Genomic DNA, 24,123 nt, shown 5'->3' on the forward strand with positions numbered 1-24,123 from the left:
TGTGTCGGCCAGGCCGGCGAGGATACCGGATCGCAGGCGCTTACCGCAATATCTGGCTGAGGAACAGCTTCGAGCGCGCATGCTGCGGGTTGGCGAAGAACTCGCCGGGCGTGTTGGATTCGATGATCTGGCCGGCATCCATGAACACCACGCGGTTGGCGACTTCCTTCGCAAAGCCCATTTCGTGGGTGACGACCAGCATGGTCATGCCCTCCCCGGCGAGGTCGACCATGGTGTCGAGCACCTCCTTGACCATTTCAGGGTCGAGCGCGGAGGTCGGCTCGTCGAACAACATCACTTTGGGGTTCATCGTCAGCGCGCGGGCAATCGCGACGCGCTGCTGCTGGCCGCCGGACATCTGCCCTGGAAACTTGTTGGCCTGGTGCGGGATCTTGACCCGCTCCAGGAATTTCATCGCGGCCGTCTCGGCGTCCTTCTTGGGGATGTTGCGCACCCAGATCGGCGCCAGCGTGCAATTGTCGAGCACCGTGAGGTGCGGGAACAGATTAAAACTCTGGAACACCATGCCCACTTCGCGGCGTACGGCATCGACATGCTTGAGGTTGGGCCCGAGTTCGATGCCGTCGACGACGATCTCGCCCTCCTGGAATTCCTCGAGCGCATTGATGCAGCGGATCAGTGTCGATTTGCCGGAGCCCGAGGGGCCGCAGATCACGATGCGCTCGCCCTTGGCGACATCGAGGTCGATGTCGCGCAGCACGTGAAACTCGCCGTACCATTTGTTCAGGCCGGAAATCTTGACGATGGGGTCGGACATGGCGAGCTCGATCAGTTGCGGCGGTGAGCGTTGAGGCGGTACTCGACGAAGAGCGAGTAGCGCGACATTCCAAAGCAGAAGAGAAAGTAGATGATCCCGGCGAAGGCGAAGCCGGTGAACGCGGTCGACGGCGAGGACCATTTTGGATCCGAGAACGACGCCCGGAGCGAGCCCAGGAGATCGAACAGCGCCACGATCGAGACCAGCGAAGTGTCCTTGAACAGCGAAATGAAGCTGTTGACGAGGTTCGGAATGACATGGCGCAGCGCCTGCGGCAGCACGATCAGCGAGGTCGTCTTCCACCAGGACAGCCCCAGGGCCGCCGCGGCCTCGCCCTGCCCGCGCGGGATCGCAGCCAGCCCGCCGCGGACGTTCTCGGCCTGATAGGCGCCCGTGAACAGCGCAATGCCGATCAGCGCGCGCACGAGCCCATCGACCGTGAAATTGCCCGGCAGGAACAAGGGCAGCATATAGGTGGCGAAGAACAGCACGGTGATCAACGGCACGCCGCGCCAGAACTCGATGAAGGCGATCGAGAAGATCCGGATCAGCGGAATGGTGGAGCGCCGCCCCAGCGCCAGCGCGATGCCGATCGGCAGCGAGGTGACGATGCCGGTGACGGAGACCACCAGCGTCACCAGAAGTCCGCCCCACAGATTCGTCGTGACGATCGGCAGCCCACCGTGATCGAGCCCCATCAGCTTGATCACGATGGCGATGGCGACGAAGGTGACGAGACTGGATGTCAGGGCCCGCCCGCCGGTGCGAACGCCGCCGCCGAGGAAGAAGGCGATCAGGGAGACGATCGCGGCCGTGATGGCGAAATCGGTCCAGACCGACTGGCCCGTTCCCTGAAACTGGTCGCGCAGCCAGGTCAGCGGGAAGATCAGCCAGTAAATCGCGCTACCGACGAGCACGATGAAGTTGCCGACGACCCACAACAGCGGTGCGAAAGCCGAACTCTTGCTGGAAGTGAGCAGAGCCTGTCCGGCGCCGATGATGCTATCGTCGAACAATTGCAGCAGCCCGGCCGTCCAGCTGAGGCCGAATCCGGTGATGCCGCCGCCGTGCAGCAGGAAAAACGCAACCACTGGAAATGCGAAGAAGAACAGGCCGGCGTTCAGTCCTTTCGACGGCAGGCGCGGAATAAGCAATGGCAACAACAAGACCACCGCCAGGACGAGCGTGAGGTTGACGCGCCAGCGCTCGGCCTCGGGGTAGAAGCCGTAGATCAGCTGCGGCAGCTTGGCCTGGATGTAGGGCCAGCAGGCGCCGACCGCAAAGCCGGCGTTCTCGGCGAGGCAGGCCGTGCGGTCCTTGCCGGTCCAGACCGCATCGACCATCAGGAATTTGACGGCAGGAATGATGGTGAACCAGAGCAGCAAGGCGCCGACGATCGTGAGCAGGATGTTGGTCGGCGAGTTGAACAGGCGTGTGCGCACGAGGCCGATGAAGCCCGTGGTCTTGACCGGCGCGGGACGCTCGTTGAGAAGGTCTTGACGGACGAAACTGGACGAGGCGATATCGCTCATGCGCCGAGGCTCCGGCTCAAGCGCCAACCGTAGACGCTCATGACGGCGCTGGTGATCAGCGAGATCAGGAGATAGACGCCCATCGTCATGGCGATGATCTCGATGGCCTGCCCGGTCTGGCTCAGCGACGTGCCGGCGAACACGGAGACGAGGTCGGGATAGCCGATCGCGACGGCCAGCGACGAATTCTTGGTGAGATTGAGGTACTGGTTGGTCAGCGGCGGAACGATGACGCGCATCGCCTGCGGCACGACGATCAGGCGGAGCGTGGTGCCGCGGCTCAGGCCAAGCGAGGATCCCGCCTCCATCTGTCCGCTGTGGACGGAGAGGATGCCCGCGCGCACGATCTCGGCGATGAAGGCGGCGGTATAGGTCGACAAGGCCAATGTGAGCGCCACGAACTCGGGGATAATCCGCGAGCCGCCGGCGAAATTGAAGCCCTTGAGCTGCGGCAGCTCGAAGGTGAAGGGCGGACCTGATACCAGCACCATGACGAGCGGCAGTCCGACCAGCAGGCCCAGCACATAAGGCCAGATCCGGATCACCTGCCCCCGCTGAAACAACGCCCGGCGCGCATAGATGCGCAGCGCCAGCGAAGCCACGATGCCGAGCGCCAGCACCACCAGGAACGCCTCGAAGCCGCTCTCCCCGATCGGGCGGGGAATGACGAGACCGCGATTGCTGACGAAGGCGAGGCCGAGCAGCGAAATGCTCTGCCGCGGATTGGGCAAGGCCGCGAGCACCGCCAGGTACCAGAACAGGATCTGGAACAGCACTGGCAGGTTGCGGATGATCTCGACATAGATCTCGCCGACGCGCGACAGCAGCCAATTGGGCGACAGCCGGCACAGCGCGACGATGAAGCCGATCACGGTGGCAAAGACGATGCCCACCACCGAGACCACAAGCGTGTTGAGGAGCCCGACCACGAACACGCGCAGGAACGTGTCCGAGCCGGTGTACGAGATCAGCGTCTGATTGACGTCGAAGCCCGCGTTGTTCCCGAGGAAGCCGAAGCCCGCGGCAATGTGCTGGTTCTCGAGGTTGGCGCGGGCATTGGAGACGATTTCATAGGCAATCCAGCCCAGAATTGCCGCGAAGGCAAACTGGACGGCGATGCCGTTCCAGCCGGTCTTGCCGCCCAGCACGCGCCTGATCTTCAGCGCGATCTGGGGCGGCGGTTTGCGGGCCTCGGTGCTCATCGCCGCAGGCGGGATCGAGCGGATCAGCGGATCGGCGGCGCGTACTGGAGACCGCCCTTGTTCCAGAGATTGTTGACACCGCGATTGATGGCGAGCGGCGAGCCTGCGCCGACGTTGCGATCGAACACCTCGCCGTAATTGCCGACGGCCTTCACGATCCGCACCACCCAATCCTTGGTCAGGCCAAGCTGCTCGCCGAAATTGCCGTCGGTTCCGAGGACGCGCTTCAGCTCCGGATTTTCCTGTTTCGCCTTCTCGTCGACGTTCTTCGAGGTCACGCCGAGCTCTTCGGCGGTGATCATGGCGAACAGCGTCCATTTCACGATGTCGAACCACTGGTCGTCGCCGTGGCGCACCATCGGTCCGAGCGGCTCCTTCGAGATGATTTCCGGGAGCACCATGTGATCGCCGGGATTGGCAAGCTTCAGGCGATTGGCGTACAGGCCCGACTGGTCGGTGGTGAAGACGTCGCAGCGTCCGGCCTCATAGGCCTTGACCGTTTCGTCGTTGGTTCCGAACGCGATCACCTCGTACTTCATGTTGTTGGCCTTGAAGTAGTCGGCGAGATTCTGCTCGGTCGTGGTGCCGGTCTGGACGCAGACCGAGGCGCTGTTGAGCTCGAGCGCCGAATTCACCTTGAGCGACTTCTTCACCATGAAGCCCTGCCCGTCATAATAGGTCACGCCGGTGAAGTTGGCGCCCAGCGAGGTGTCGCGCGAGATGGTCCAGGTGGTGTTGCGCGACAGCACGTCGACCTCGCCGGATTGCAGCGCCGTGAAGCGGTCCTTGGCGGAGAGCGGCACGTACTTGACCTTGGTCGCATCGTTGAAGATCGCCCCGGCGATCGCGCGGCAGACGTCGACGTCAAGCCCCGTCCAATTGCCCTTGTCGTCCGGCGAGGAGAAGCCGGGCAGGCCCTGGCTGACGCCACAGGACAGCATGCCCCGGTCCTTGATGGTCTTGAGCGTTTGCGCATCGGCGGCTTCGGCAGTCAGGCCGGCGGCGAGAGCGAGAGTGAGAGCCAGGGTTACGCGTTTCATGGGCTTTGGGCCTTTCAAAGTCGTCTCAAGGTCAGGAACGTTGTCTTTGCGATCGTCTCTGCCAGGGCTAGCCGGATCAAGACCTGCCTTGCAAGAGTCATGCTGGAAACCTTGCCAAACACGCGCCGATCCCGGGAGGCCATACCTTAAACCCCGCCGAAAGGCGCCCGCCGTTACGGCTGTGGCGCAAGGTCGGTCAGGCGATGGATCGAAGGTCGCAGCAGGCCCCTCAACATGCGGCGACTGAATAGCACCTACGCATCACAGAACGACTGGCGAGCCGGGTCAAGGGGTTGACGGGACTCTTCTGTGTTCTGTTATTAACGACAGCGGCCTTTCGGCCAGCCCGCGGGCGCGGCGCGCCCGGTGGAAACGCGGTTTTGAAAGCAGACGCATGGATTCCTCGCACCCCCAAGAGCAGCATGCCGAGACCCGGCTGGTCACCTCCGGCCGCGACACCAAGGCGCAGAAGGGGTTCGTCAACCCGCCGGTCTTCCACGGCTCGACCGTGCTCTATCCGACCGCCGAGGACCTGCATGCCCATCGCGGCGAGTTCACCTATGGCCGCCACGGCACCCCGACGACCAGGGCTTTCCAGGACACGCTGATGGCGCTGGAGGGCCCGCAATGCGCCGGCGTCGGTATCGTGCCGTCGGGGCTCTCGGCGATCTCCACCACCCTGCTCGCGGTGCTGAAGGCCGGCGACCACATTCTGGTCTGCGACAACGTCTACCGGCCCACGCGCAATTTCTGCAACGGCATGCTCGCCCGCTATGGTATCGAGACCACCTATTTCGATCCGATGATCGGCGCCGGCATCGACAAGCTGTTCAAGTCCAACACAACCGCCGTGCTGGTCGAGGCGCCCGGCTCGCAGTCGTTCGAGATGCCCGACATTCGCGCCATCGCCGAGGTCGCACATGCCCGCGGCGCGCTCGTCATCGACGACAACACCTGGGCGACGCCGCTCTATCACCGCTCGCTCGAGCAGGGCGTCGACATCAGCATGCAGGCCGCCACCAAATATATCGGCGGCCATTCCGACATCATGTTCGGCACCATCTCGGCCAATGCCAAGGCATGGCCGCAGATTGTGGAGGGCATCCGCCTGCTCGGCGTTTGCGCCGGCCCCGATGACGTCTTCCTCGCATTGCGCGGCCTGCGCACGCTGTCGGTGCGGTTGGCACAGCATCATCGCTCGGGCCTCGACATGGCGCGCTGGCTCGCGAGCCGGCCCGAGGTCGCGCGCGTGCTGCATCCCGGGCTCGAGACCGATCCAGGTCACGCGATCTGGAAGCGCGACTTCACCGGCGCCTCGGGCCTGTTCAGCATTGTCTTGAAGCCGGCGCCGCAGAAGGCCGTCGACACCATGCTCAACACGCTAAAACTGTTCGGCATGGGTTTTTCCTGGGGCGGCTTCGAAAGCCTTGCGATTCCGTTCGATTGCGACGGCTATCGCACCGCCACGAAATGGTCGCCGGGCGGCCCGACCCTGCGACTCCATATCGGACTCGAGAGCGTCGACGATCTCAAGGCCGACCTCGATCGCGGCTTCGCTGCCCTCAAGGCGGCAATGTGAGCCTGCTCACGAGGCATCGCGCCTCGGGACGCGGCAATCGCGCGCGGCGGGAACGCGCAACGCAAACGTTGACGCCGGCGCGCCAACAAAGGGTTTGATACGCTGGCGTTTGGCGCTAGCCTCACCAATCGACTCTAGTCCGGACACGGAGCATGGGAACGTTGGTTTTGCTCGATCTGATGGGCGGCGTGGCGCTGTTGCTGTGGGGCCTGCACATGGTCCACAGCGGGATCTTGCGCGCCTTCGGCCCGGACCTGCGGCGGCTGCTCGGCAAGGCGCTCGGTAACCGCTTCAACGCGTTCGCCGCCGGCCTCGGGCTCACTGCGCTGCTCCAGAGCAGCACGGCGACGGCGCTGATCACCAGCTCGTTCGCGGCGGAGGGCCTCGTCAGCCTTGCCGCCGCACTCGCCATCATGTTGGGAGCCAATGTCGGCACGACGTTGATCGTCCAGGTGCTGTCGTTCAACATCGCGGCCGTTGCGCCTGTCCTGTTCGTGCTCGGGCTCGTCGCCTTCCGCACCGGCCCGCGGTCCCGAATCAAGGACATCGGCCGTGTCTTCATCGGGCTCGGATTGATGCTGCTGTCGCTGCACATCCTGCTCGACACGCTGGCCCCGGCGGAGAACGCGCCCGGCATGCGCGTCGTGATGTCGGCGATCACCGGCGATCCCGTTCTGTGCATCGTCATTGCCGCGCTCGTCGCATGGGCGGTGCATTCGAGCGTCGCCAGCGTCCTGCTGATCATGTCGCTGGCCTATTCGCAGTTCATCACGCCCTCGGCGGCGCTGGCGCTGGTGCTCGGCGCCAATCTCGGCAGCGCCATCAATCCCGTGTTCGAAGGCGCCAGGCGCGACGATCCCGCGAGCTATCGCCTGCCGGTCGGCAATCTTATCAACCGCGTGGTCGGGATTACCTTGGTCCTGCCCTTCCTGAACGTGATCGCCGCGCACATGCACGCCTGGCAGCCGGATCTTGCCAGGATGACGGCGGCCTTCCACATCGCCTTCAACGTCGGCACGGCCGTCATCTTCATCGGCCTGCTCGACCCGATGTCGCGTGTCCTGACCCGGCTGCTTCCCGACCGCGTCCAGGCAGACGATCCGGCCCGGCCGCGCTATCTCGACGAGACGGCGCTGGAGACCCCGTCGCTGGCGCTCGCCGACGCGGCGCGTGAGGCCTTGCGCATGGGCGACCTCGTCGAGGTGATGCTGCGCAAGGTGATGGCGGCAATGATGACCGGCGACCGCGCGCTCGTCGACCAGGTCTCGAAGATGGACAACATCGTCGACGGCCTCGACGAGGCCATCAAGCTCTACGTGACGAAGCTCATGCGCGGCAGTCTCGACGAGAGCGAGGGGCGGCGGGCGATGGAGATCATCTCTTTCACCATCAATCTGGAACATATCGGCGACATCATCGACAAGAGTCTGAGCGAACTCGCGACCAAGAAGATCAAGCGCCGCTTTCAGTTCTCGCCCGAGGGCGCCGAGGAACTCGCCGCCTTCCACAAGCGCACGATGGACTCGCTGCGGATCGCCTTCGGCATCTTCATGTCGGGTGATGCCAACGAGGCGCGCAAGCTGCTGATGGAGAAGACCGCGCTGCGCAACACCGAGCTTGCCGCCGTCGAGCGCCACCTCGATCGCCTGCGCGAGGGCCGTCCCGAGACCATCGAGACCACGTCGCTGCATCTCGACGTGCTGCGCGACCTGCGCCGAATCCACTCGCACATCTGCTCGGTCGCCTATCCCGTGCTCGACGCCGCGGGCGAACCCTATCGCAGGCACGAGGCGGAGACCGCCGCCCTGCCCGCAACAGGCGCGGCGTCGGCGTTGCCACGCTAGAGCGTTTTCGAGCGAAGTGGATGCCGGTTCGCGTGAAGAAAACGCGTCAAAACAAGAATCTAGAGCTTCGGTTCTGATTCAATCAGAACCGAAAATGCTCTAGCCGACTCGGATCAGCGCTCAAGCGTCCTTGAGCTGCGGCTGCGGTTCTTCACGATCAGCATGATGTTGCGGATATAGATGATGGTCGCGAGCGCCTGTCCGAGGATGATGACGGGCTCGCGCTTGACGACGCCGTAGACCAGCGTCATCAGGCCGCCGCCCATCGAGCAGAACCAGAACGCCATCGGCACGACGCTATTGCCGGCCCGCTCGCTCGCGATCCACTGCACCAGGAAGCGCGCGGTGAAGAACAGCTGCGCGACCAGGCCGAACGCCAGCCAGAAATCGAACTTGGCGACGAAGACGTCATAGAGATAGTTGCTCAACGCCTGACCGTATTGGATGATCATGCCTTCACCTCAGTCACATCCGGTGTCGGCTTCTTGCGGCGGATCAGCCACCACACGCCGACGAGATCCATGATCCCGATCCACAGCCGGTCGAAGAAACCGTAATTCGAGACGCCTGAGCGGCGCGGCCGGTCGATCACGTCGACATAGGCGATCTCGTAGCCTTCCCGGCGCATCAGCGCCGGCAGGAAGCGATGCAGCCCGTCGAAATAGGGCATCATCAGGAACACCTCGCGCCGGAACGCCTTCAGCCCGCAACCCGTATCGCGCGTGCCGTCCTTCAGGATCGCGTTGCGGACGCCGTTGGCCACCCGCGACTGGAATTTCTTGAAGCCGGTATCCTTACGGCCGACGCGCTGCCCGGCAGCGAGACCGACACGAGCGCCCTTCTCCACTGCCGCGATCAAGTCCGGCAGGAAAGCCGGATTGTTCTGGCCGTCGCCGTCGAGCGTCGCCACGATGGCGCCGCGCGCCGCGCGCACGCCGCTGCGCACGGCCGCCGACTGGCCGCCTGATTGGGCATGGCGAAGCTGCCGCAGATTGTCCCGCTGCTGCATGATGGCGCTGAGCCGCTCGCCGGTCGCATCCGTCGAGCCATCATTGACGTAGATGATCTCATAGGCCCAGCGGCCGTCGAGCGCCGCGCCGATCTCCTCGATCAGCGGCGCGATGTTGTCGGCTTCGTTGCGCACGGGAACGACGATGGAAACCGAGGGCTGGGAAACCGAAGGCTGGGACGACGACAAATCGAAAGCTCGTGGTTGGAATTGGCCTGCCCCTGGGGAACCGGCGGTCCCGGCAGGCAGCCGCTTTTATGGGGCGGATGGCCCGTGGGCAACCCTTTTGAGGCGACCCGAGACCGCCCCTGCAAGGGGCACAATGGTGCCGTCGGAGCGGATGGCAAAGCCGAGCCTGCGGGCCGCGAACCAATAGCGCACCGCCATGGCGCCGACCATGCCGACCAGGGCGCCGGCCACGACGTCGCTCGGGTGGTGTGCGAGCAGCACCAGCCGCGTCAGCAGGATCACGATTGCGTAAGTGAACATGACCACGCGCAGGCGCGGCCACAGCGCCGAGACTGCAAATGCGAGAGCGAACGCCGTCACCGCATGACCCGACGGCAGGCTGGCATAGGCCCCCGTTCCCTCGAACGGGATGAAGTTGAACGGATTGGCCTGGCCGCCGACGAACGGACGTCCGCGACCGATGAGATATTTCAGGATCTCGGCGACGAACACGGACAGGGCAACAGACAGAAACAAGAACTGCAGCCGCGTACCGAGGCCGAGCAGCAGCGTGCGGCGCGTGCCGTGCAGTCCCGCTGCAACGAGCGCCAGAGCCACCAGCACAGCCCCCAGCACCGAGAGCACATACTCGTCCTTGCCGAAATCGGTGAGGATGCGGATCGGCCAAAGGCCGGGCGTCCCGCGCGCCGGCATCAACTGGATCTCGGTCTGGTCGAACGCGACCATCAGCGCGATGACGAGGGCTGCGCCCGCCGCACTGAGCCACAGCGAATGCCGCGCCAGCTTTCGCGCGGCTTCGGCACGGCGCGAATGCGAGGGCGTGCGCACGAGTTGCGCCAGCGCACGTCCGGATACGGCGAGCAAGCGCGCGGGATAGCTCGTGCGCGGCGCGATCTCGGCGGAGGCCGGCATCCTACTCGGTGCCTTCAGAGCGGAAGATCGAGATCGAGATCGCGCGCCCTTGCGAGAAATTGTAGCCGTCGATCCGCGTGCCAACCTTGTAGCGCAGCCCGATTGCCTCGGCGCGCTGCACGAAGCCGCGCTCCGAACGCTGCTCGATCAGCGCGAAACGGCAGCTGCCCTGCCTCAGGAAATCCGCCGCGCCCGAGCCGTCGGTGAGCAGCGTCTGCGTGCCCGTCAGGAAGACGAGGCTCGGCTCGTGATAACCGGCCGCGGCCGCCTTCGGTCCGACGCAGGTGACGTTGCGCAACGCGCGCGCGACCTCGATGCTCGGAAACACCGGCGTCAGCGACGGCAGCACGATGCCGTAGACCACAACCGCGAGCATCAGGGCTGCCACCAGCGCGTTGAGCAGCGAGCGCTCGGCGTGGTTGTTGTCATGGAGCCACCAGGCGAACAGGCCGAAGATCAGCGAGGCCGCGATGAACGGCCAGGCCACGAAGGCCGGCTGCCGCGTCAGCATGACCGCGCCGACCACGGCGATGATGGAGCCGAGTGCAGGGATCGCGAACCACCAGGCCGAGCCGCGCATCAGCCAGGACCGCGACAGCACGCGCCGCTCCAGCGCACCGACGGTGAGGATCGCGATCGCAGGGTATAGCGGCAGCACGTAATGCGGCAGCTTGGTCAGCACCGCCTCGAACACGATCCAGGACGGGACCAGCCAGGCCAGCAGGAATTGCGCGCCGGGCTCGCGCCGCGCGCGCCAGACCGCGGGCGCCGCCATTGCCGCGAGCGGCGCGCCCGGCCAGAACGTGATCCAGAACAGCGCCAGGTACAGTCCGGGCGGCGCGCCATGGGATTCCTGGGCCCCCAACTTGCTCAGCATGTCGCCGCCGACGGAATCGGCGAAGAAGGCATCGCCCGCGCGCCAGAAGATCGCGACGAACCAGGGCAGCACCAGCACCAGCGTCCACATCAGGCCCCAGAGGGGACGCAGCTTCCATAGCCAGGAGGCATCGCGGTCCTGGATCGCGAGCGCCACGATGGTCAGGCCTGCGAACATCAGGATCAGCGGGCCCTTGATAAGGATGCCTACGGCAAGCGCGGTCCAGAAGATCGCGGGCCAGCTCCAGGGCGGATGGGTGTCGTCCTCGGCGCGCTGCCACGAAAGGTAGGCCCGCGCCATCGCGCCCATCGCGGCGACCACGCAGAACAGCAGCATCGCGTCGGTTTTCGCAAGCCGCGCCTCGACGCCGAGCAGCACGGAGGCGCTCATCAGCAGCGCGGCCAGCACCGCAGCACGCCGCGTGACGAAGCCGAGCGCCGTCCAATAGGTCATGAGAACGGCGCCGATCGCGCCGATCAGCGAGGGGAGACGATAGACCCAGATGCGCAATTCGGCGCGCGGCAGACCGAGCGCCGATGCCGTCTCGACCGCGGCCGATTGCAACCAGTAGATGCCCACCGGCTTCTTGTAGCGGACGTCCTCCTGGAAGCGGATGTCGACATAGTCGCCGCTCTCGACCATCTGCTTGGTGGCCTGCGCGAAGCGCGCCTCGTCGCGGTCGACAGGCGGAATCGTGAAGAAGCCCGGCAGGAACAGCAGCAGCGCGCAGAGCAGCAGGAAGGCGACGGCGCGGGCGTGGCTGGCCGTGGCGACGTCGAGCAGCGACACCAGCCGGCTGCCCGGATTGACGGGCGATTTCGGCTCGCGCGGAGCACCAAAACGGGGGCTTGGATAGGTCTCGGCCATTGGTTCCGCTTACGCTGAAACCGCCATCGCCACAACCGCTTGAGGCAGGGTCATTGAATTCGAATGACAACTGTGTCCGCGGCGCCAGTGGCGTCGATCACGGTCAGCCGCGCAAAGCCCGGACCGGGCGGATCGATCAGGCGCTGGCGCCGTCCGTCGATCTCACCCAGCGACGTTCCGTTAACCATGACGGTCATGGGCAGGACACCGCCGGCGACCTTGACCGGCATGGCTGCGCCTGCCTCGCCGGCGGACCGGTCGACGTCAATCCGCGAGCCGTTCAGCGGAAACTGAATATGGAGCGCCTGCTCGCCGCCCGTCCGCACCAATTCTCCGACCGGCCGGAACCGCTTGAGTGGCAACGGCAGCTTCGCGTTGCTGGCGACCAGGGTTCCCTTCGGCGGCTTCGGCAGCGGCGTCAGCGTCTTGCCCGTCCGGGCGAAAGCGTCGAACAGGATCGGTGCGGCGGCGACGCGGCCGATCAGGCCCGGAACCGGTGCGCCGTCGGGCCGGCCGACCCAGACGCCGATGGTCATGCGGCCGTCGAAGCCCATCGACCAGGCGTCGCGATAGCCATAGGAGGTGCCGGTCTTGAAGGCGATGCGGTTGTGGGCGGCGTTCTCCGGCGGCGGGGTGCCCAGCAGCACATTGCCGACCTGCCAGGCCGCAACCTGATCCAGCAGTCGCAGCGGCTCGCGATCGTCCCTGTCAGCCATGATCTCGCGCAGCGGCTTGGTGGTGCCGAGCCGGGCGAAGCCCGCATAAAGCTGGGCGAGGTCCTGCAGCGTCACGCCGACGCCGCCGAGGCCCATGGCGAGCCCCGGCGCTTCATCCTTGGGCAGCACCAGATTGCCGCCGGCCTGGCGCAGCCGCGAGGCCAGCCGGCTCGCGCCGACGCGGTCGAGCAGCACGATCGCCGGCACGTTCAGCGACATCTGCAGCGCCTTCTTCACCGGCACCGTGCCCTGAAACGTCATGTCGAAATTTTCCGGCGCGTAGGAGCCGAAACGGACCGGGCGGTCGTCGATCAGGCTGTCGGGGTGGACAAAACCGTCCTCGAAGGCGAGGCCATAGATGAAAGGCTTCAGCGTCGAGCCCGGCGAGCGGATCGCGCGGGTCATGTCGACCTGCCCTGCCCGGCGCTCGTCGAAATAATCCGCCGAGCCGACGCGCGCGAGCACGTCGCCGCTCTCGTTGTCGACGACGATGATGCCGACCGAGATGTTCGGCCCCAGCGCAATGGCACGGTCGCGCGCCAGCGGCTCCAGCACCTTCTGCAGATTCGCATCCAGCGTCAGCTTGATGACCGGCGTGTCCTTGACGGTGGAGAGCGCGCTGTCGGAGGCATGCGGCGCCAGGATCGGCATCGGCTTGCGCAGCTTTGGCACGGACACGGCCTTGGCCTGCGTCGCATCCTCAGTGCTGACCACATGCTCCTCGACCATGCGGTCAAGCACGCGATCGCGGGCTTTAAGCGCCGCGTCGGGATAGCGGTCGAGCCTGCGGGTCTCCGGCGACTGCGGCAGCGCGACCAGCAAAGCGGCTTCGGCCAGCGACAGCCGCTTCGGCTCCTTGCCGAGATAGGCGATCGAGGCGGCACGAATGCCTTCAAGATTGCCGCCATAGGGCGCGAGCGCGAGGTAGAGGTCGAGGATCTCAGCCTTGCTCATGCTGCGTTCGATCTCGATCGCGCGCACGATCTGACGCAGCTTCGCGGAGAGCGAGCGCTGCCGCCGCGGCTCCATCAGCCGCGCGAGCTGCATCGAGATGGTCGAGCCGCCCGAGACGATGTGGCCGCGCGTCCCAAGCTGCAAGGCGGCGCGTCCCAGCGCGAGCGGGTCGAGACCGTTATGGGCGTAGAAGCGTCGGTCCTCATAGGCGAGCAGCAGCTTCAAATATGTGGGATCGACATTCGCTTTGGCATCGACAGGCAGCCGCCAGCGGCCGTCCGCCATCGCATAGGCGCGCAGCAGCTTGCCGTTGCGGTCGACGACGGTGGTGGATACTTGGCGCGACTCGTCGAACGGCAAAGGGCCGAGGGAATAGACCCAGCCGATGAAGGTGCCGATGGCGAGGATGAAGGCGAGCGCGAGGCCAGAGAGGACGCGCATAGTCGCGCGCCCTGCTCTGCTGCTGTCGTTCCCAGAAACGCGATCAGCCTCGTTCATCTCACTCACTTCGCCGCCCGCACCTCGACATTGCCCGTTCCGGTGCGGCCGTAGCGCGAGGGGTTGTACATGTCCTCGACATAGGCCTGCGGCAGCACGTATTTGCCGGGCGAGACCGCGCGCACGACATAGGCCACCGTGAAGACCGCCTTGGAATCCGAGGCCCGGTCGACCGCCGCCGTGAAGCGGTCGTCGCGGAACTCGGTATCTTCAGGCTCCTCGCCGTCCTCGATCCAACCCAACGTGCCGCTGTCGCCCGACGACACCAGTTTTGGGTTGTCGATCTCGAGGCCCGCGGGCAGATAGTCGGACACCATGATGTGGCCGTACTCGGGCTTGGCCTCGGTGATTTTCAACACCACGGCGAAGCGGTCGTTCTGCTTGACCTTGCTGATGTCGGCGGGCTTGCCGTCGAGCGTAAAATAGCTGCGCTCGATCTTGAAGCCGTTGGACGCGGCCGGCTCCGGCGTCACCGGCGAGCCCGACACGGAAATCACCGCCTGCACCGGCGCATCGCCAGTGTTGGTGATCTTGAGCGGCTTGCCGCTTAGCGTGTCCGCCTTGTAGCTGCGATAGAGCGCGGTCTTGACGCTCTGGCCGTCGACCTCGATCGAGAGGTTTTCCCTGGCCAGCGCGCGCGCCGCCAGCACCAGCCACGCGTTCTCCTGCGTGGAGGTGTAGGGCGTCAGCCCGCGCGCGGTCTCGACCCGCGACACCGCCTGCGTCAGCGTTGCCTTCGGCGCGTTGCCTTCGCTGGCAAGCGACACCAGCGCTGCGGCGTCGCGGAGCTGCGAGCCGTAATCGGTGCGGCCGAATTCCAGCACCGGCTTTGGCGCGAGGCTGTCGAGGGCTGCGCCATAGACCCGCTCAGCGCGGTTGCGATCGCCGACCAGCGCGAGCGCCGCCGCGAGCTGCGACTTCGCGATTGGCGTCGCGAGGTTGGAGAGCTTGGTGTCGGCGAGATAGCGGAGGTCGCCGATGGGCGCAGCGCCATTGCGCGCAAGCACGTAGAGGCCGTAGGCCAGATCGCGGCCGCCGTCCTTCTCCGGCTCGTTGCCGTTGACGACGGAGTTGCGGATACGATCTAGCGCGTTCTTGAACAGCACATCCGGCACCACAAAGCCCTTTTCGCGGGCACGGGTGAGGAAGTCCGTCACATAGGCATCCAGCCAGGCATCGTCGCCGCCGGCCGACCACAGGCCGAACGAGCCATTGGAGCCCTGACGCGCGAAGAGCCGCTCGATGGCGTCGCGGATGCGCTGATCGACCTCGGTGTCCATGGCCAGATGCGCGCCGGCCGCGAGATCGTTGACATAGAGCAGCGGCAGTGCGCGGCTGGTGATCTGTTCCGAGCAGCCATAGGGATAACGATCCAGCGCTTTGAGGATCGTCGCCGCATCGAGCGCGGTCGACAGGCTCGCCGAGACCGAGACGCTGCCGGTGCCCGGCACGAGGTCGGCGAACATGTCCGACGTCAGCGTCAGGCTCTCGCCCTTCGCCAGCGTCCGGATCGAGCGCCGCGCCAGCACCTGCGTCGCCGCCTTGACGTCGAGCGCATAGTGGCGCGCCAGCGCAAGGCCATTCGGTCCCTTGATGTCGACGTCGAGCGTTGCCTGCCCCGCCGCGGTCGCATCGATCGCAAGCGCGAACGAATTGCGCTGCTTGGCGGCGAGCTTGACCGTGGTTGCAGGATTGCCGGTCATCTTCACCGGGCCACCCGTCTTCACGTTGATGATGTAATCGCCGGCCTGGCCCTCGACATTGTCGATCTCGAGATTGACCGTGCCGTGGTCGCCGTTGAGCAGAAAGCGCGGCAGGGTCGTGGTCAGCACCACGGGATCGCGGATCACGACATCGGTGTTCGCGCGGCCGAGTTTTGAGGCGGTCCACGCCACCGCCATCACGCGCGCGGTGCCCGCGAACTCCGGAATGTCGAAGCTCACCTCGGCCGTGCCGTCGGCAGCGACCGTGACGATACCCGAATAGAGCGCGAGCGGCTGTTGCGCGGGCGGCGAGCCCTGCAGCTCGGCCGCACCGGCATCGCCGCCGGACTTGATCTGCCCGCGCGTGCCCGACATGCCGTCGATCAGTTGCCCATAGAGATCGCGGATCTCCGCGCTCAGGCGGCGCTGGCCGAGATAATAGTCGTCCGGCGCCGGCGGCTTGTAATTGGTGAGGTTGAGAATGCCGACATCGACCGCGGCAATCACGATCTTGGCGTCTTCGCCCGGATTGAGCCCGTCGAGCTTGACCGGGATCTTCAGCATCGCATTAGGCCGGATCAGCGCCGGCGGCGACAGCTTCACCTGGAGCGTGCGGGTCTGCTTGTCGATGCCGAACCACTTGAGGCCGATCGCGCGGCCGGGCATGCGTTGCGCGGCGGCATCGAGCGGACGGCGCAACGTCGCCACCACATAGGCGCCGGTGCCCCAGTCCTTGCCGACCGGAAGCTTGACCTGCGCGGTGCCTTCCCTCACGTCGATGGTCTGCGTCGTCAGCAGGCGGTCGCCGAGCACATTGACGGTGAGCTTGCCGGCGCTGCGGACGTTGACCGACACCGTCATGGTGTCGCCGGAGGAATATTGCGGCTTGTCGATCGAGGTCTCCAGCAGGTCCGGCGTGTCGGCGCTGCCGTCGGAATACCAGCCGACGTCGAACTGCACGGAAGTCACCGGACCGTCGGCGTCGTTCGACTTGACGTCGAGCCGGTAGCGGCCAGGCTGGGGGTTGAGCGAAATCCGCGCCGGCTTGTCGGCGGCAACGACCACGTCACCGTCGGCGACGCGCGAGGTCGACTTGACCGGCTCGTACTCCCAGTAATTGTTCTGGCGATACCATTGGTAGCGCGACTCCATCTTCAGGAGCTCGTAGCGCAGGCCATCGCGGCGCAGCCTCTCGCCCTCGGGCGAGACGAACACGACATCGAACTCGGCCTTGTCGCCCTCGGCGACGTTCTTGTCAGCGAATAGCGGCTTGATGCCGATCATGGCGTTGGCGGGCGCGACCGGCAGCACGATCTTGCGCTCGACGGCGCGGCCCCCCGTCTCGACCATGCGGACGAAGATCTGCGCCTCCTGCGGCCGCGACGAGGCCGGCTGCTTGTCGAGCGTGACCGGGAAGGTCGCAACGCCATTGGCGTCGGCCTCGGGCAGGTTCTCCAGCGGCGTGCGTTCGTTCGAGGTGGTCTCCTCGTCGGCGACGCCGAACTGGTAGCCGGTAAAGCCCGGCCGTTCGCTCGCGGGTGCGACCAGCATGTCGCCTTCAAGTGCCAGGCCCGAGGCCGGCGCGCCATAAAGGAAATGGCCGTCGGCCTTAAGCTCCACTGGAGCGTTAGCTTTGATCAGCTTGTCCTTGGCGGACAAGTCGAATTCGATCCTGTCGGGGACATAGTCCTCGACCATGAAGGTGGTCTCGCCAACCGAGGAGCCCTTTGGATCGGTGAAGGCGCGCACGCGCCAGGTCCCGGTCGGCACGGCCGAGTTGAGCGGCACGGACAGCGTGCGGCCGCCGGCGCCCTGGTCGGACAGCACGGCACGGCGGTATTCGACGCCGTCGGGGCGCTCGATCACCAGGGTCATCGGTCCACCGGTGACGGCATTGCCCTGCCCGTCACGCAGCAGCGCTGTGAGATAGACGGTTTCGCTGGAGCGATAGACGCCGCGCTCGGCATAGACAAAGGCGTCGGCGCCTGATGGCACCGCGCGGCCCGAAACGCCGCGGTCGGACAGGTCGAAGGCGGAAGTCTTCAGGCTCAGGAAGGCATAGTCGGCCTTCTCGCCGGTGACCGTCAGCATCGCCGGCGACAGGCCGCCCTCGCCGCGCGCAAGCCCCGCCTCGAACAGCACATGGCCGCTCTCGTCGGTCTTGCGCGTCGCCAAAATCTCGTTGTTGCGGGCGACCAGCCGCACTTCGGCCTTGCCGACCGGATCGGTCGAGGCCAGCGAGTTCACGAACACATGGATGCCGTCATTGCCGGAATAGGCGGTGACGCCGAGATCGGAGACGATGAACCATTGGGTGGCAAGCTGGTAGTCGTCGTCCGAGCCCGGGCCCTTGGCGGCCGCCGTCATCACATAGACACCGGGCTGGAGCTCGCCGAGCGCCTGATCGACCGGGAATGCGGTAGTGACGTCCTGGTTCAGCGTCATCGCGGTCGCGAGCTCGCCGGTCCAGACCTTGACGCCGCGCTCGCCGCCGAGATCGCTGAGCTGATATTTCGACAGCGTCTTCTGGAAATCACTGTCGACCACCGTGTTGATCAGATTGCGGTCGCCGATCCGGAAGACGTTGATGTTGACCGCGGGTGTGTTGACGCTGACCACGGGAATGCCGCGCTGGCCGGTCCTCGGCAACACATAGGCGCGGCTGTTGAAGCGTACGAAGGGTTTGCGGTCGCGCACATAGACGTTGAACTCGGCCGATTTCGGCAGGCCTTCCTTCACGGTGGACGGCAGGCCGGCGCGTAAGTTGATGTTGTAGCGCTCGCCGTGCTTCAGCCCGTCGACGCAGAGCTGCTTGCCCTCGGCCGACAGCGCCGGCTTGTCCTGGCCCGCCAGCGCCAGATAGGGCGCGAAGTCGGTGCGTTTTGCCAGCTCCTCCGAGAACTGGAAGCAGGCGCGCGGGCTCGCCGAATCCGAGTCCACGGTGTAGTCGAGCAGCCGGAACCCGTGCTCGTCGCGCATCTTCTCATATTGCCCGCGGACGTCGGCGACCTCGCGCATGTCGAGCGACAGCCGCAGCGCATCCAGCGCCGGCCGCCAGAGTTTCCGTTCCGCGAGCGACTTGCCGAGGACGGCCAGCGCGTCGGCCTCCTCGCCCGCATTGCCGGCGCGCTGGTAGGCGATGTAGGCGGCAGTCGAGGCACGCTCCAGCAGGAACGTCTGCTCACTCGAGCTCTTCGGCGAGATCTGGAAGATGACTTTTGCCAGCCGCAGCCAGTTGCCTGCATCCTCGGGCGCGGTCGCCGCGATCTGGCCGAGCACCGACAGGCCGGTGCGGTAGTCGTTGCGCCGGAAGGCGGCGTCGGCGTCGGTGCGCAAGCTCGTACCGGTCTTGGCGACGGGGCCGGCTTCGCCTTTGATCTGGGCCTCCAGCTTGATCGCGGAATCGGCGAGGTCGTCGCGCTTGAACGCCTTGTCTGCGGCGTGGGCCGCAGTCAGGCCGAACGCCAGCGCGGCGCAGATTGTGACGGCGCGAACCAGACCGATCATGATGGACTCCCGGAAATCACGGCGAACGCCGCGGGCGCATAAAGTGCGCGGAAAGGTGACGGACTCAAGGCGACGGAACCAAAGGTGCAAATCGACGCATTCGCCATGGCGAGGCAAGCCCAGAGGTGACCGATCAAGATACCACCGCGCACGCCGTCCTGATGGCGCAGCAATATCCGACCCGTCGACCGGCGGCCGTGTCCCGGAAGCTGGTCAGCGTTCCCGGCGATGTGATCCATCGTCCAGTCCGCTGCCGCTCAACCCGGCACCCTGACACCCCACCGTTCCGCTTTGTCGCGGCTTTGAGGAAAACGGTTCGGTTCAGACTTGGCGAAAGACGATATTTTTCATAATGGCATGGTAGATGAACAGCTGGCCTCCTAAACGGGCCGGCTAAGACGGTCCCGTAGCTCAACTGGATAGAGCATCAGATTTCTACTCTGAGGGTTGCAGGTTCGATTCCTGCCGGGATCGCCAGTCTCCAAATCCGGGGACTTCGGCGACGGCGCCCATCAAGCAGCGTAATGCGGCACAGCTGCCAATCGATCTTCCTTCACGAACGCGTGGGTAACCTCGCCCCGGGCTTTCAACCGGCCAGGCCGGCTCTTACCTAGGTGCCGGCGAGTTGCGCCCGATAGGGATTCGGATGCCGGCCTACGAATGGACGAAAATGGCTATCGCATCTGCGGTGGCAATCGTCGCAATGTTGTATCTGGCAATCGACGCAGGCGTCGTGAACTCTAGTGCTATCACGAAACGAATCGAGACTGCGCGGGCTTCCATCGCGGGGACGGCGGTGAGTCAGTATCAGCTCGCCTTCGCGGTTCAGGCCTGGTCGGGTCGCGGCCACCAGAAGCCGGCTTTGAAGCCGGCCTTGGAAGAATGTCTGGTGACCGATTGATTTAGGCGCGGCGACAATCGGCCGGTCGCCGCGAAATCGTTAGCCGCCCCGGATGAAGATCGTCCAAATCCAGCCAAACAGTGCGCTTAAGGCGGCGATAGAAGCGGCGATTGCGGCGGTTCGGGTCCACCAGATCTGCCGCTCATGCCGCTCGATATCGGCCTCGGCTTTTTGATTGTCTTTCCAGTTCAGCCATTCCTGGGCGAATCCGATTGTCATGACGGGCACGGTTCCGATCGCGATCGCGCCAGCGGATGCCGCGTCGGTCTGGGCAAGGCGCGCGCGGACGTTAGCTGAGCCTGTCTTTTCAAGTACCGCGAGCCATTGCTCGGACTGTTCGTCTGACACATGCCAGGTGCATTCCCTGTAGGAAAATGCTTTCGGTCCCTCTGCCATGGCCTCGCACCGTGCTCACCCTTCCGAGTCTCGCTGACGTCTCGCCCACCACCTTGCAATCGCAGCCGTAAGATCCCCCCACAGTTCAGTCGGCAAATCCGGTACGGCGACCCGGACGCTGTACTCACCCGTTGTCGCGTTGTGAAACCACTCGGTCGCTGCAAAATCAAAACCAAAGCTGCCGGCGTGGCGGATCGGAAATCGTTCACCGCTCAGGTCACGGCTCATGTCTTCGGCGGCCTGCCGCGCGCTGGCCTCGTCGAGCGGGCGCCTACCGCGGAGCGTGACATAGAGGCCGTGGGTGAAGTGGAGCTCTGCGGAGAGCTGCGCCAGCTCCGAGGCAAAGTATCGGCTTATGCACCGGCCGTTGCGCAGGATCGCAGCGATGCGTTGTCTCGTCAGCCTCCAATAGACCGCGCTGCCCACATAGGGCGGAAAGTGCGCCGGGAGCGCCGCGCCGCCGAGCAGGCGCACGGCATCGCTGGCTTCCTGGGCCAAGCGCTCGCAGAACGACGGGCTCGCGCCCTCGTCCGGGCTGACGAAAACTGCCGAACCGAGCCGGCCATATTCCGCCCCGAGCGAATCCAGCTTGGTGTGGCTTCGCACCATCACGACGGGGATTCCGCAGCGCCGGGCCCAACCGAGCATACGCCGGATGCGGCCCGATCCACCGGCAAAACATGTCGTGTCGAAAACCAGCAGATCCAGCCCGGACGCATCAACGCGAAGCGCCGCTTCGAACGCGCCGGCCGGGACGCATGAATCCAGCAGCAAAATTCGCCGCGAGCCGGCCCGCGCCAACGCATCGCCAAGCGGCACCTGCAAGGTGATAAGCCGCAAATGCGGGACGAAACGCTCGATTAACTCGATCGTCTCGCCATAACACCCCGGCATCACCAGGATATCGGCCTTGCCGATGACCCGCGCCGAGGCCAGCAGCAACGCCGAGATCGCGGCCATGCCCGAAGCCATGTAGATCGCTTGGTCGGTGTGGCCGCATTGGTAAAATGACGGACCGCTTACTTTCAGGTCGGCGCGCTGATAGTCGTAGCTGAACGTGAATGGGCCGCTCCTGGGAGACGCCGCGTGCGACCAGGCCGTCTCCGTCGCCTTCCATTGACGCAATTCGTGCTCTGCCCGCAGCGCCGCGGTGACCTGGAATTTGGACCTGATGACCTCCTCGACCGATCTCGGACACGCGAGATGCACTGGATGACTCAGGCAATCGTTCAGCAGCCTGATCTCCTCGTGCTTCCGTTCCAGATAGGACTCAATGCTCTCCATGCGAACCCGAAAAATGCGACTGCCGTTCAACGTTTCGGAGGCGCGCTGGGTCCTAGTTCGACGCCCGCTTTGCAACGAACACCGGTCTTCGCCGTTGACGCTGCACAAGGAGAACATCATGAGCGAGATCAGAGAGCACATGAAAATCATCGGCAAGGACGGGGCGCATGTCGGCACCGTCGATCGCGTTGAGGGCAACCGCATCAAGCTGACGCGGAAGGACAGCCCGGAAGGCCACAAGGACCATCATCATTACATCGACACGAAATATGTCGGTGCCGTCGAAGGCGACGTCGTCAAGCTTTCGCTGAATGCCGACGCGGTGCCGAAGTCGGAAGCGGCCTGACGCCGGGCTTCCTTCGGGGGCCTTTTGTTTGTTCACGGTCCTGCTCTGCTTCGTTCTCCGAAACGAATCGCGATCGGAAAATCCCCTTCGGAACGAGTCTTAACGCCGCGTTTCGGCGGCGCGCGTCAGGCGTCGAGTGTGACGAGCGTGGGCCGCAACCGGTAGGCATCGATCGCGGCGTTGGACAGCAGCAGCCTTCGCTTTTCACCGCGCAGCATCATGCGGTCGATCCTGTTCAGGATGAAGCGGGCCGCATCCCTGTGCTCACCGGCAAGCAGGCCGGACTGATCGAGATATTTCCAGGCAATCTCGAAGGACTGCGCGCGTAACTCGGTGTCGGTCATAGCCGCCCAACGTCGCCGCAGAACGAATGTTCCTGCGTGCGCGCCGCGGATACCCTCCCGGCCGCCCGCCATGATGCCAAGAGGATAAGCGGGGCGCGAGGAACGAACGCCGGATCAGCGCGTTGGGCAGCGAATTGAGTGGTGCCGATCCGCCAGCCCCGATCGGCTCCAGAGAGCCCCGTGCTTGTCCCCCGAGCGCGGGGTTTTCTCGTGAGACACGGTATTTTTCTTGAGAGCGTGCGCTCAGTCCGCCCCATCCTCGCGCCGCTCGCGGGCGAGTTGATGCCAAGCCAGGGCCAGCTCGATGAGACGTTGCCGGTCGGCACCTTCGGCTGCCACGGCGCGCTTCATTGCCGCCTCGGCTTCATGCTGGGGATCGTACTTGGTACACATGAGGCCAATTCTAGCCGGCCGATCTGGACAAGCGGATGGCAAATTCGTCCGTATGATTGCGGGGTTAACACCCATCTCACGCGGATTTGCGACGCGCGATCCCGTTCACGCATGCCGAAGGACCGGCGCGACGATCATGGTGCGAACGGCGCGATTGTTTCCGGACATCCGCCGCACGAAGCGCTGAGGCCGGGCTTGATACAGACCGTTCTGTGAATTGCATCACAGCGTGCACCCGGCGTCTCCGCTAAACAGCCTCTCAGCGCTCCCAAAAGAGGGAAAGCGCGGGAGGTGTTTCCCGTCATGACACAAGAAGCCGCCGCCGAAGTTAACGTCCAGACGCGACGCGAAAGGTCCGACCCGCTCGGCATCGCATGTCTTGCGACCATCGGCATCGTGATGTTGGCCTGGATCGCAGGCCTGGTCTGGGCCGCGATCGCCTTCTTCAACTGGCTGGTGTGAGGCGCGGAGCGATCAAGCGATCGTCCGGTCGCAAATCAAAAGAGGCGGGCCTGAGCCCGCCTCTTTGTTTCAGATGTTGCCGAGATCTTCAGTAACAGGCCCGGGGATCGGCCTGCACATACTGGCCGCTCGGATAGCGGTAGTAGCAATTGCCCTGCGCCAGATAGTAGCCGGGGCGCGAGGCCGCCGTGGCGCCGGCGATCGCACCGGTGGCACCGCCGATCACGGCGCCTGCGGCCGCGCCCGAGGCGTTGCCCGAGATCAGTCCGCCCAGCACGCCGCCGACGATGGCGCCGCCAAGCGCGCTTGCGCCGGGATCAGCCGGTGGTGGCGGCGGTGGTTCATAAGCGACGGGGGGCGGGGCATAGGCCACGGGCACGTCGTCGTAATAGTCCTCCGAAATGTAGCCGGGCGGGCCGGCCATCCGCTGCGGATAATAATACCAGACGCCGCCGACATCCCACCACCAGCCGGAGCGGCCGTTGTGGACTTCGTGGCGCCAGCGTCCGCCGTCCCAGGCGACATTGCCGCGATAGGCATGTCCGCCCCAATCGCGTGCCGGTGCGGGACCCCTGGCGTAATTACGTCCAGGCGGCGGGCCGCCGGCATTGTGCGGGCCAGGACTTGGACCTCGAAGACCTGGACCTGCCGGCCCTGGACCTGCATGACCGGGGCCTTCATGGCCGGGGCCGCCGGCGTGAGGCTGGCCCCCGGGCTGTGGCGCGGGCCGGGCCGCCTGCTGCGGCGGTGGGCCCTTGCGCATGTTCTGCGGCGGCCCACCGGCGCCCGG

The 24,123-nt window shown here is 65.3% G+C and carries 20 protein-coding genes and 1 tRNA gene; 7 read left to right on the forward strand and 14 right to left on the reverse strand.

Going from position 1 to position 24,123, the window contains the following annotated elements:
* Positions 1-40: 40 nt before the first annotated feature.
* Genes IVB31_RS28265 through IVB31_RS28280 form a run of 4 tightly spaced genes read right to left on the reverse strand, consistent with a single transcriptional unit; the run spans position 41 to position 4,552 of the window.
* On the reverse strand, positions 41-778 hold the full coding sequence (locus IVB31_RS28265; RefSeq protein WP_247330665.1) for an amino acid ABC transporter ATP-binding protein: 738 nt from the start codon (positions 776-778) through the stop codon (positions 41-43).
* An 11-nt stretch (positions 779-789) separates the two neighbouring features.
* Positions 790-2,310, reverse strand: coding sequence for an amino acid ABC transporter permease (locus IVB31_RS28270; protein WP_247330667.1), 1,521 nt, complete (start codon positions 2,308-2,310; stop codon positions 790-792).
* Positions 2,307-3,512 (reverse strand): ABC transporter permease subunit, encoded by a 1,206-nt coding sequence (locus IVB31_RS28275; RefSeq protein ID WP_247330669.1) that lies wholly within the window; start codon positions 3,510-3,512, stop codon positions 2,307-2,309. The genes IVB31_RS28270 and IVB31_RS28275 overlap by 4 nt, the downstream gene beginning before the upstream one ends.
* Before the next feature lie 23 nt (positions 3,513-3,535).
* On the reverse strand, positions 3,536-4,552 hold the full coding sequence (locus IVB31_RS28280; RefSeq protein WP_247330672.1) for an amino acid ABC transporter substrate-binding protein: 1,017 nt from the start codon (positions 4,550-4,552) through the stop codon (positions 3,536-3,538).
* A 394-nt stretch (positions 4,553-4,946) separates the two neighbouring features.
* On the opposite strand from IVB31_RS28280, the gene metC reads away from it, so the two are divergent.
* Together metC and IVB31_RS28290 are read left to right on the forward strand one after the other, a co-directional pair.
* Positions 4,947-6,131 carry a cystathionine beta-lyase gene (gene metC / locus IVB31_RS28285; protein ID WP_247330674.1) on the forward strand — a complete coding sequence of 395 codons (1,185 nt, stop codon included), beginning with the start codon at positions 4,947-4,949 and terminating at the stop codon, positions 6,129-6,131.
* A 152-nt stretch (positions 6,132-6,283) separates the two neighbouring features.
* Positions 6,284-7,975, forward strand: coding sequence for a Na/Pi cotransporter family protein (locus IVB31_RS28290; RefSeq protein ID WP_247330676.1), 1,692 nt, complete (start codon positions 6,284-6,286; stop codon positions 7,973-7,975).
* 113 nt (positions 7,976-8,088) lie between these two features.
* Here the strand turns inward: IVB31_RS28290 and IVB31_RS28295 are convergent, their stop codons facing one another.
* The 6 genes from IVB31_RS28295 to IVB31_RS28320 all read right to left on the reverse strand — a co-directional run bounded on the left by IVB31_RS28295 (position 8,089) and on the right by IVB31_RS28320 (position 19,207).
* Complete coding sequence (locus IVB31_RS28295) at positions 8,089-8,427, reverse strand: lipid-A-disaccharide synthase N-terminal domain-containing protein (RefSeq protein WP_247330678.1); 339 nt, start codon at positions 8,425-8,427, stop codon at positions 8,089-8,091.
* Positions 8,424-9,173, reverse strand: a complete 750-nt coding sequence (locus IVB31_RS28300) for a glycosyltransferase family 2 protein (RefSeq protein ID WP_247330680.1) — start codon at positions 9,171-9,173, stop codon at positions 8,424-8,426. Before IVB31_RS28300 ends, IVB31_RS28295 begins: the two co-directional genes overlap by 4 nt.
* 66 nt (positions 9,174-9,239) lie before the next feature.
* Positions 9,240-10,085 carry a phosphatase PAP2 family protein gene (locus IVB31_RS28305; RefSeq protein WP_247330682.1) on the reverse strand — a complete coding sequence of 282 codons (846 nt, stop codon included), beginning with the start codon at positions 10,083-10,085 and terminating at the stop codon, positions 9,240-9,242.
* Between the two features lies 1 nt (position 10,086).
* Positions 10,087-11,829, reverse strand: coding sequence for a glycosyltransferase family 39 protein (locus tag IVB31_RS28310; protein WP_247330684.1), 1,743 nt, complete (start codon positions 11,827-11,829; stop codon positions 10,087-10,089).
* 50 nt (positions 11,830-11,879) lie between these two features.
* The gene (gene pbpC, locus IVB31_RS28315; protein ID WP_247330686.1) at positions 11,880-13,997 is read right to left on the reverse strand and encodes a penicillin-binding protein 1C; all 2,118 of its coding nucleotides are present in this window, start codon (positions 13,995-13,997) and stop codon (positions 11,880-11,882) included.
* A 5-nt stretch (positions 13,998-14,002) separates the two neighbouring features.
* Positions 14,003-19,207, reverse strand: a complete 5,205-nt coding sequence (locus IVB31_RS28320) for an alpha-2-macroglobulin (RefSeq protein ID WP_247330688.1) — start codon at positions 19,205-19,207, stop codon at positions 14,003-14,005.
* 400 nt (positions 19,208-19,607) lie between these two features.
* On the opposite strand from IVB31_RS28320, the gene IVB31_RS28325 reads away from it, so the two are divergent.
* Together IVB31_RS28325 and IVB31_RS28330 are read left to right on the forward strand one after the other, a co-directional pair.
* Positions 19,608-19,684 (forward strand) — tRNA-Arg (locus IVB31_RS28325).
* A 169-nt stretch (positions 19,685-19,853) separates the two neighbouring features.
* Positions 19,854-20,108 (forward strand): hypothetical protein, encoded by a 255-nt coding sequence (locus IVB31_RS28330; RefSeq protein ID WP_247330690.1) that lies wholly within the window; start codon positions 19,854-19,856, stop codon positions 20,106-20,108.
* 39 nt (positions 20,109-20,147) lie between these two features.
* Here IVB31_RS28330 and IVB31_RS28335 read toward each other — a convergent pair whose 3' ends face one another.
* Positions 20,148-20,504, reverse strand: a complete 357-nt coding sequence (locus IVB31_RS28335) for a hypothetical protein (RefSeq protein WP_247330692.1) — start codon at positions 20,502-20,504, stop codon at positions 20,148-20,150.
* 15 nt (positions 20,505-20,519) lie between these two features.
* Entirely contained in the window at positions 20,520-21,788 is a 1,269-nt protein-coding gene (locus IVB31_RS28340; RefSeq protein WP_247330695.1) for a hypothetical protein, read from the reverse strand.
* Positions 21,789-21,906: 118 nt separating this feature from the next.
* On the opposite strand from IVB31_RS28340, the gene IVB31_RS28345 reads away from it, so the two are divergent.
* Positions 21,907-22,134, forward strand: a complete 228-nt coding sequence (locus IVB31_RS28345) for a DUF2171 domain-containing protein (RefSeq protein WP_247330697.1) — start codon at positions 21,907-21,909, stop codon at positions 22,132-22,134.
* A gap of 125 nt (positions 22,135-22,259) precedes the next feature.
* Here the strand turns inward: IVB31_RS28345 and IVB31_RS28350 are convergent, their stop codons facing one another.
* A complete protein-coding gene (locus tag IVB31_RS28350) occupies positions 22,260-22,478 on the reverse strand; it encodes a hypothetical protein (protein ID WP_247330699.1) in 219 nt (72 codons plus the stop codon).
* A gap of 210 nt (positions 22,479-22,688) precedes the next feature.
* Here IVB31_RS28350 and IVB31_RS28355 point away from each other — a divergent pair, with 210 nt between their 5' ends.
* Both IVB31_RS28355 and IVB31_RS28360 read left to right on the forward strand, forming a co-directional pair.
* Positions 22,689-23,087, forward strand: a complete 399-nt coding sequence (locus IVB31_RS28355; protein WP_247330701.1) for a hypothetical protein — start codon at positions 22,689-22,691, stop codon at positions 23,085-23,087.
* Positions 23,088-23,174: 87 nt separating this feature from the next.
* Complete coding sequence (locus IVB31_RS28360; protein WP_247330703.1) at positions 23,175-23,333, forward strand: hypothetical protein; 159 nt, start codon at positions 23,175-23,177, stop codon at positions 23,331-23,333.
* Between the two features lie 88 nt (positions 23,334-23,421).
* On the opposite strand, the gene IVB31_RS28365 is transcribed toward IVB31_RS28360, so the two are convergent.
* A partial coding sequence (locus tag IVB31_RS28365; RefSeq protein WP_247330705.1) for a hypothetical protein occupies positions 23,422-24,123 on the reverse strand: 702 nt, incomplete at its 5' end.

Origin of the sequence: Bradyrhizobium sp. 21 (genome assembly GCF_023073335.1) — a bacterium.
GTDB lineage: Bacteria > Pseudomonadota > Alphaproteobacteria > Rhizobiales > Xanthobacteraceae > Bradyrhizobium.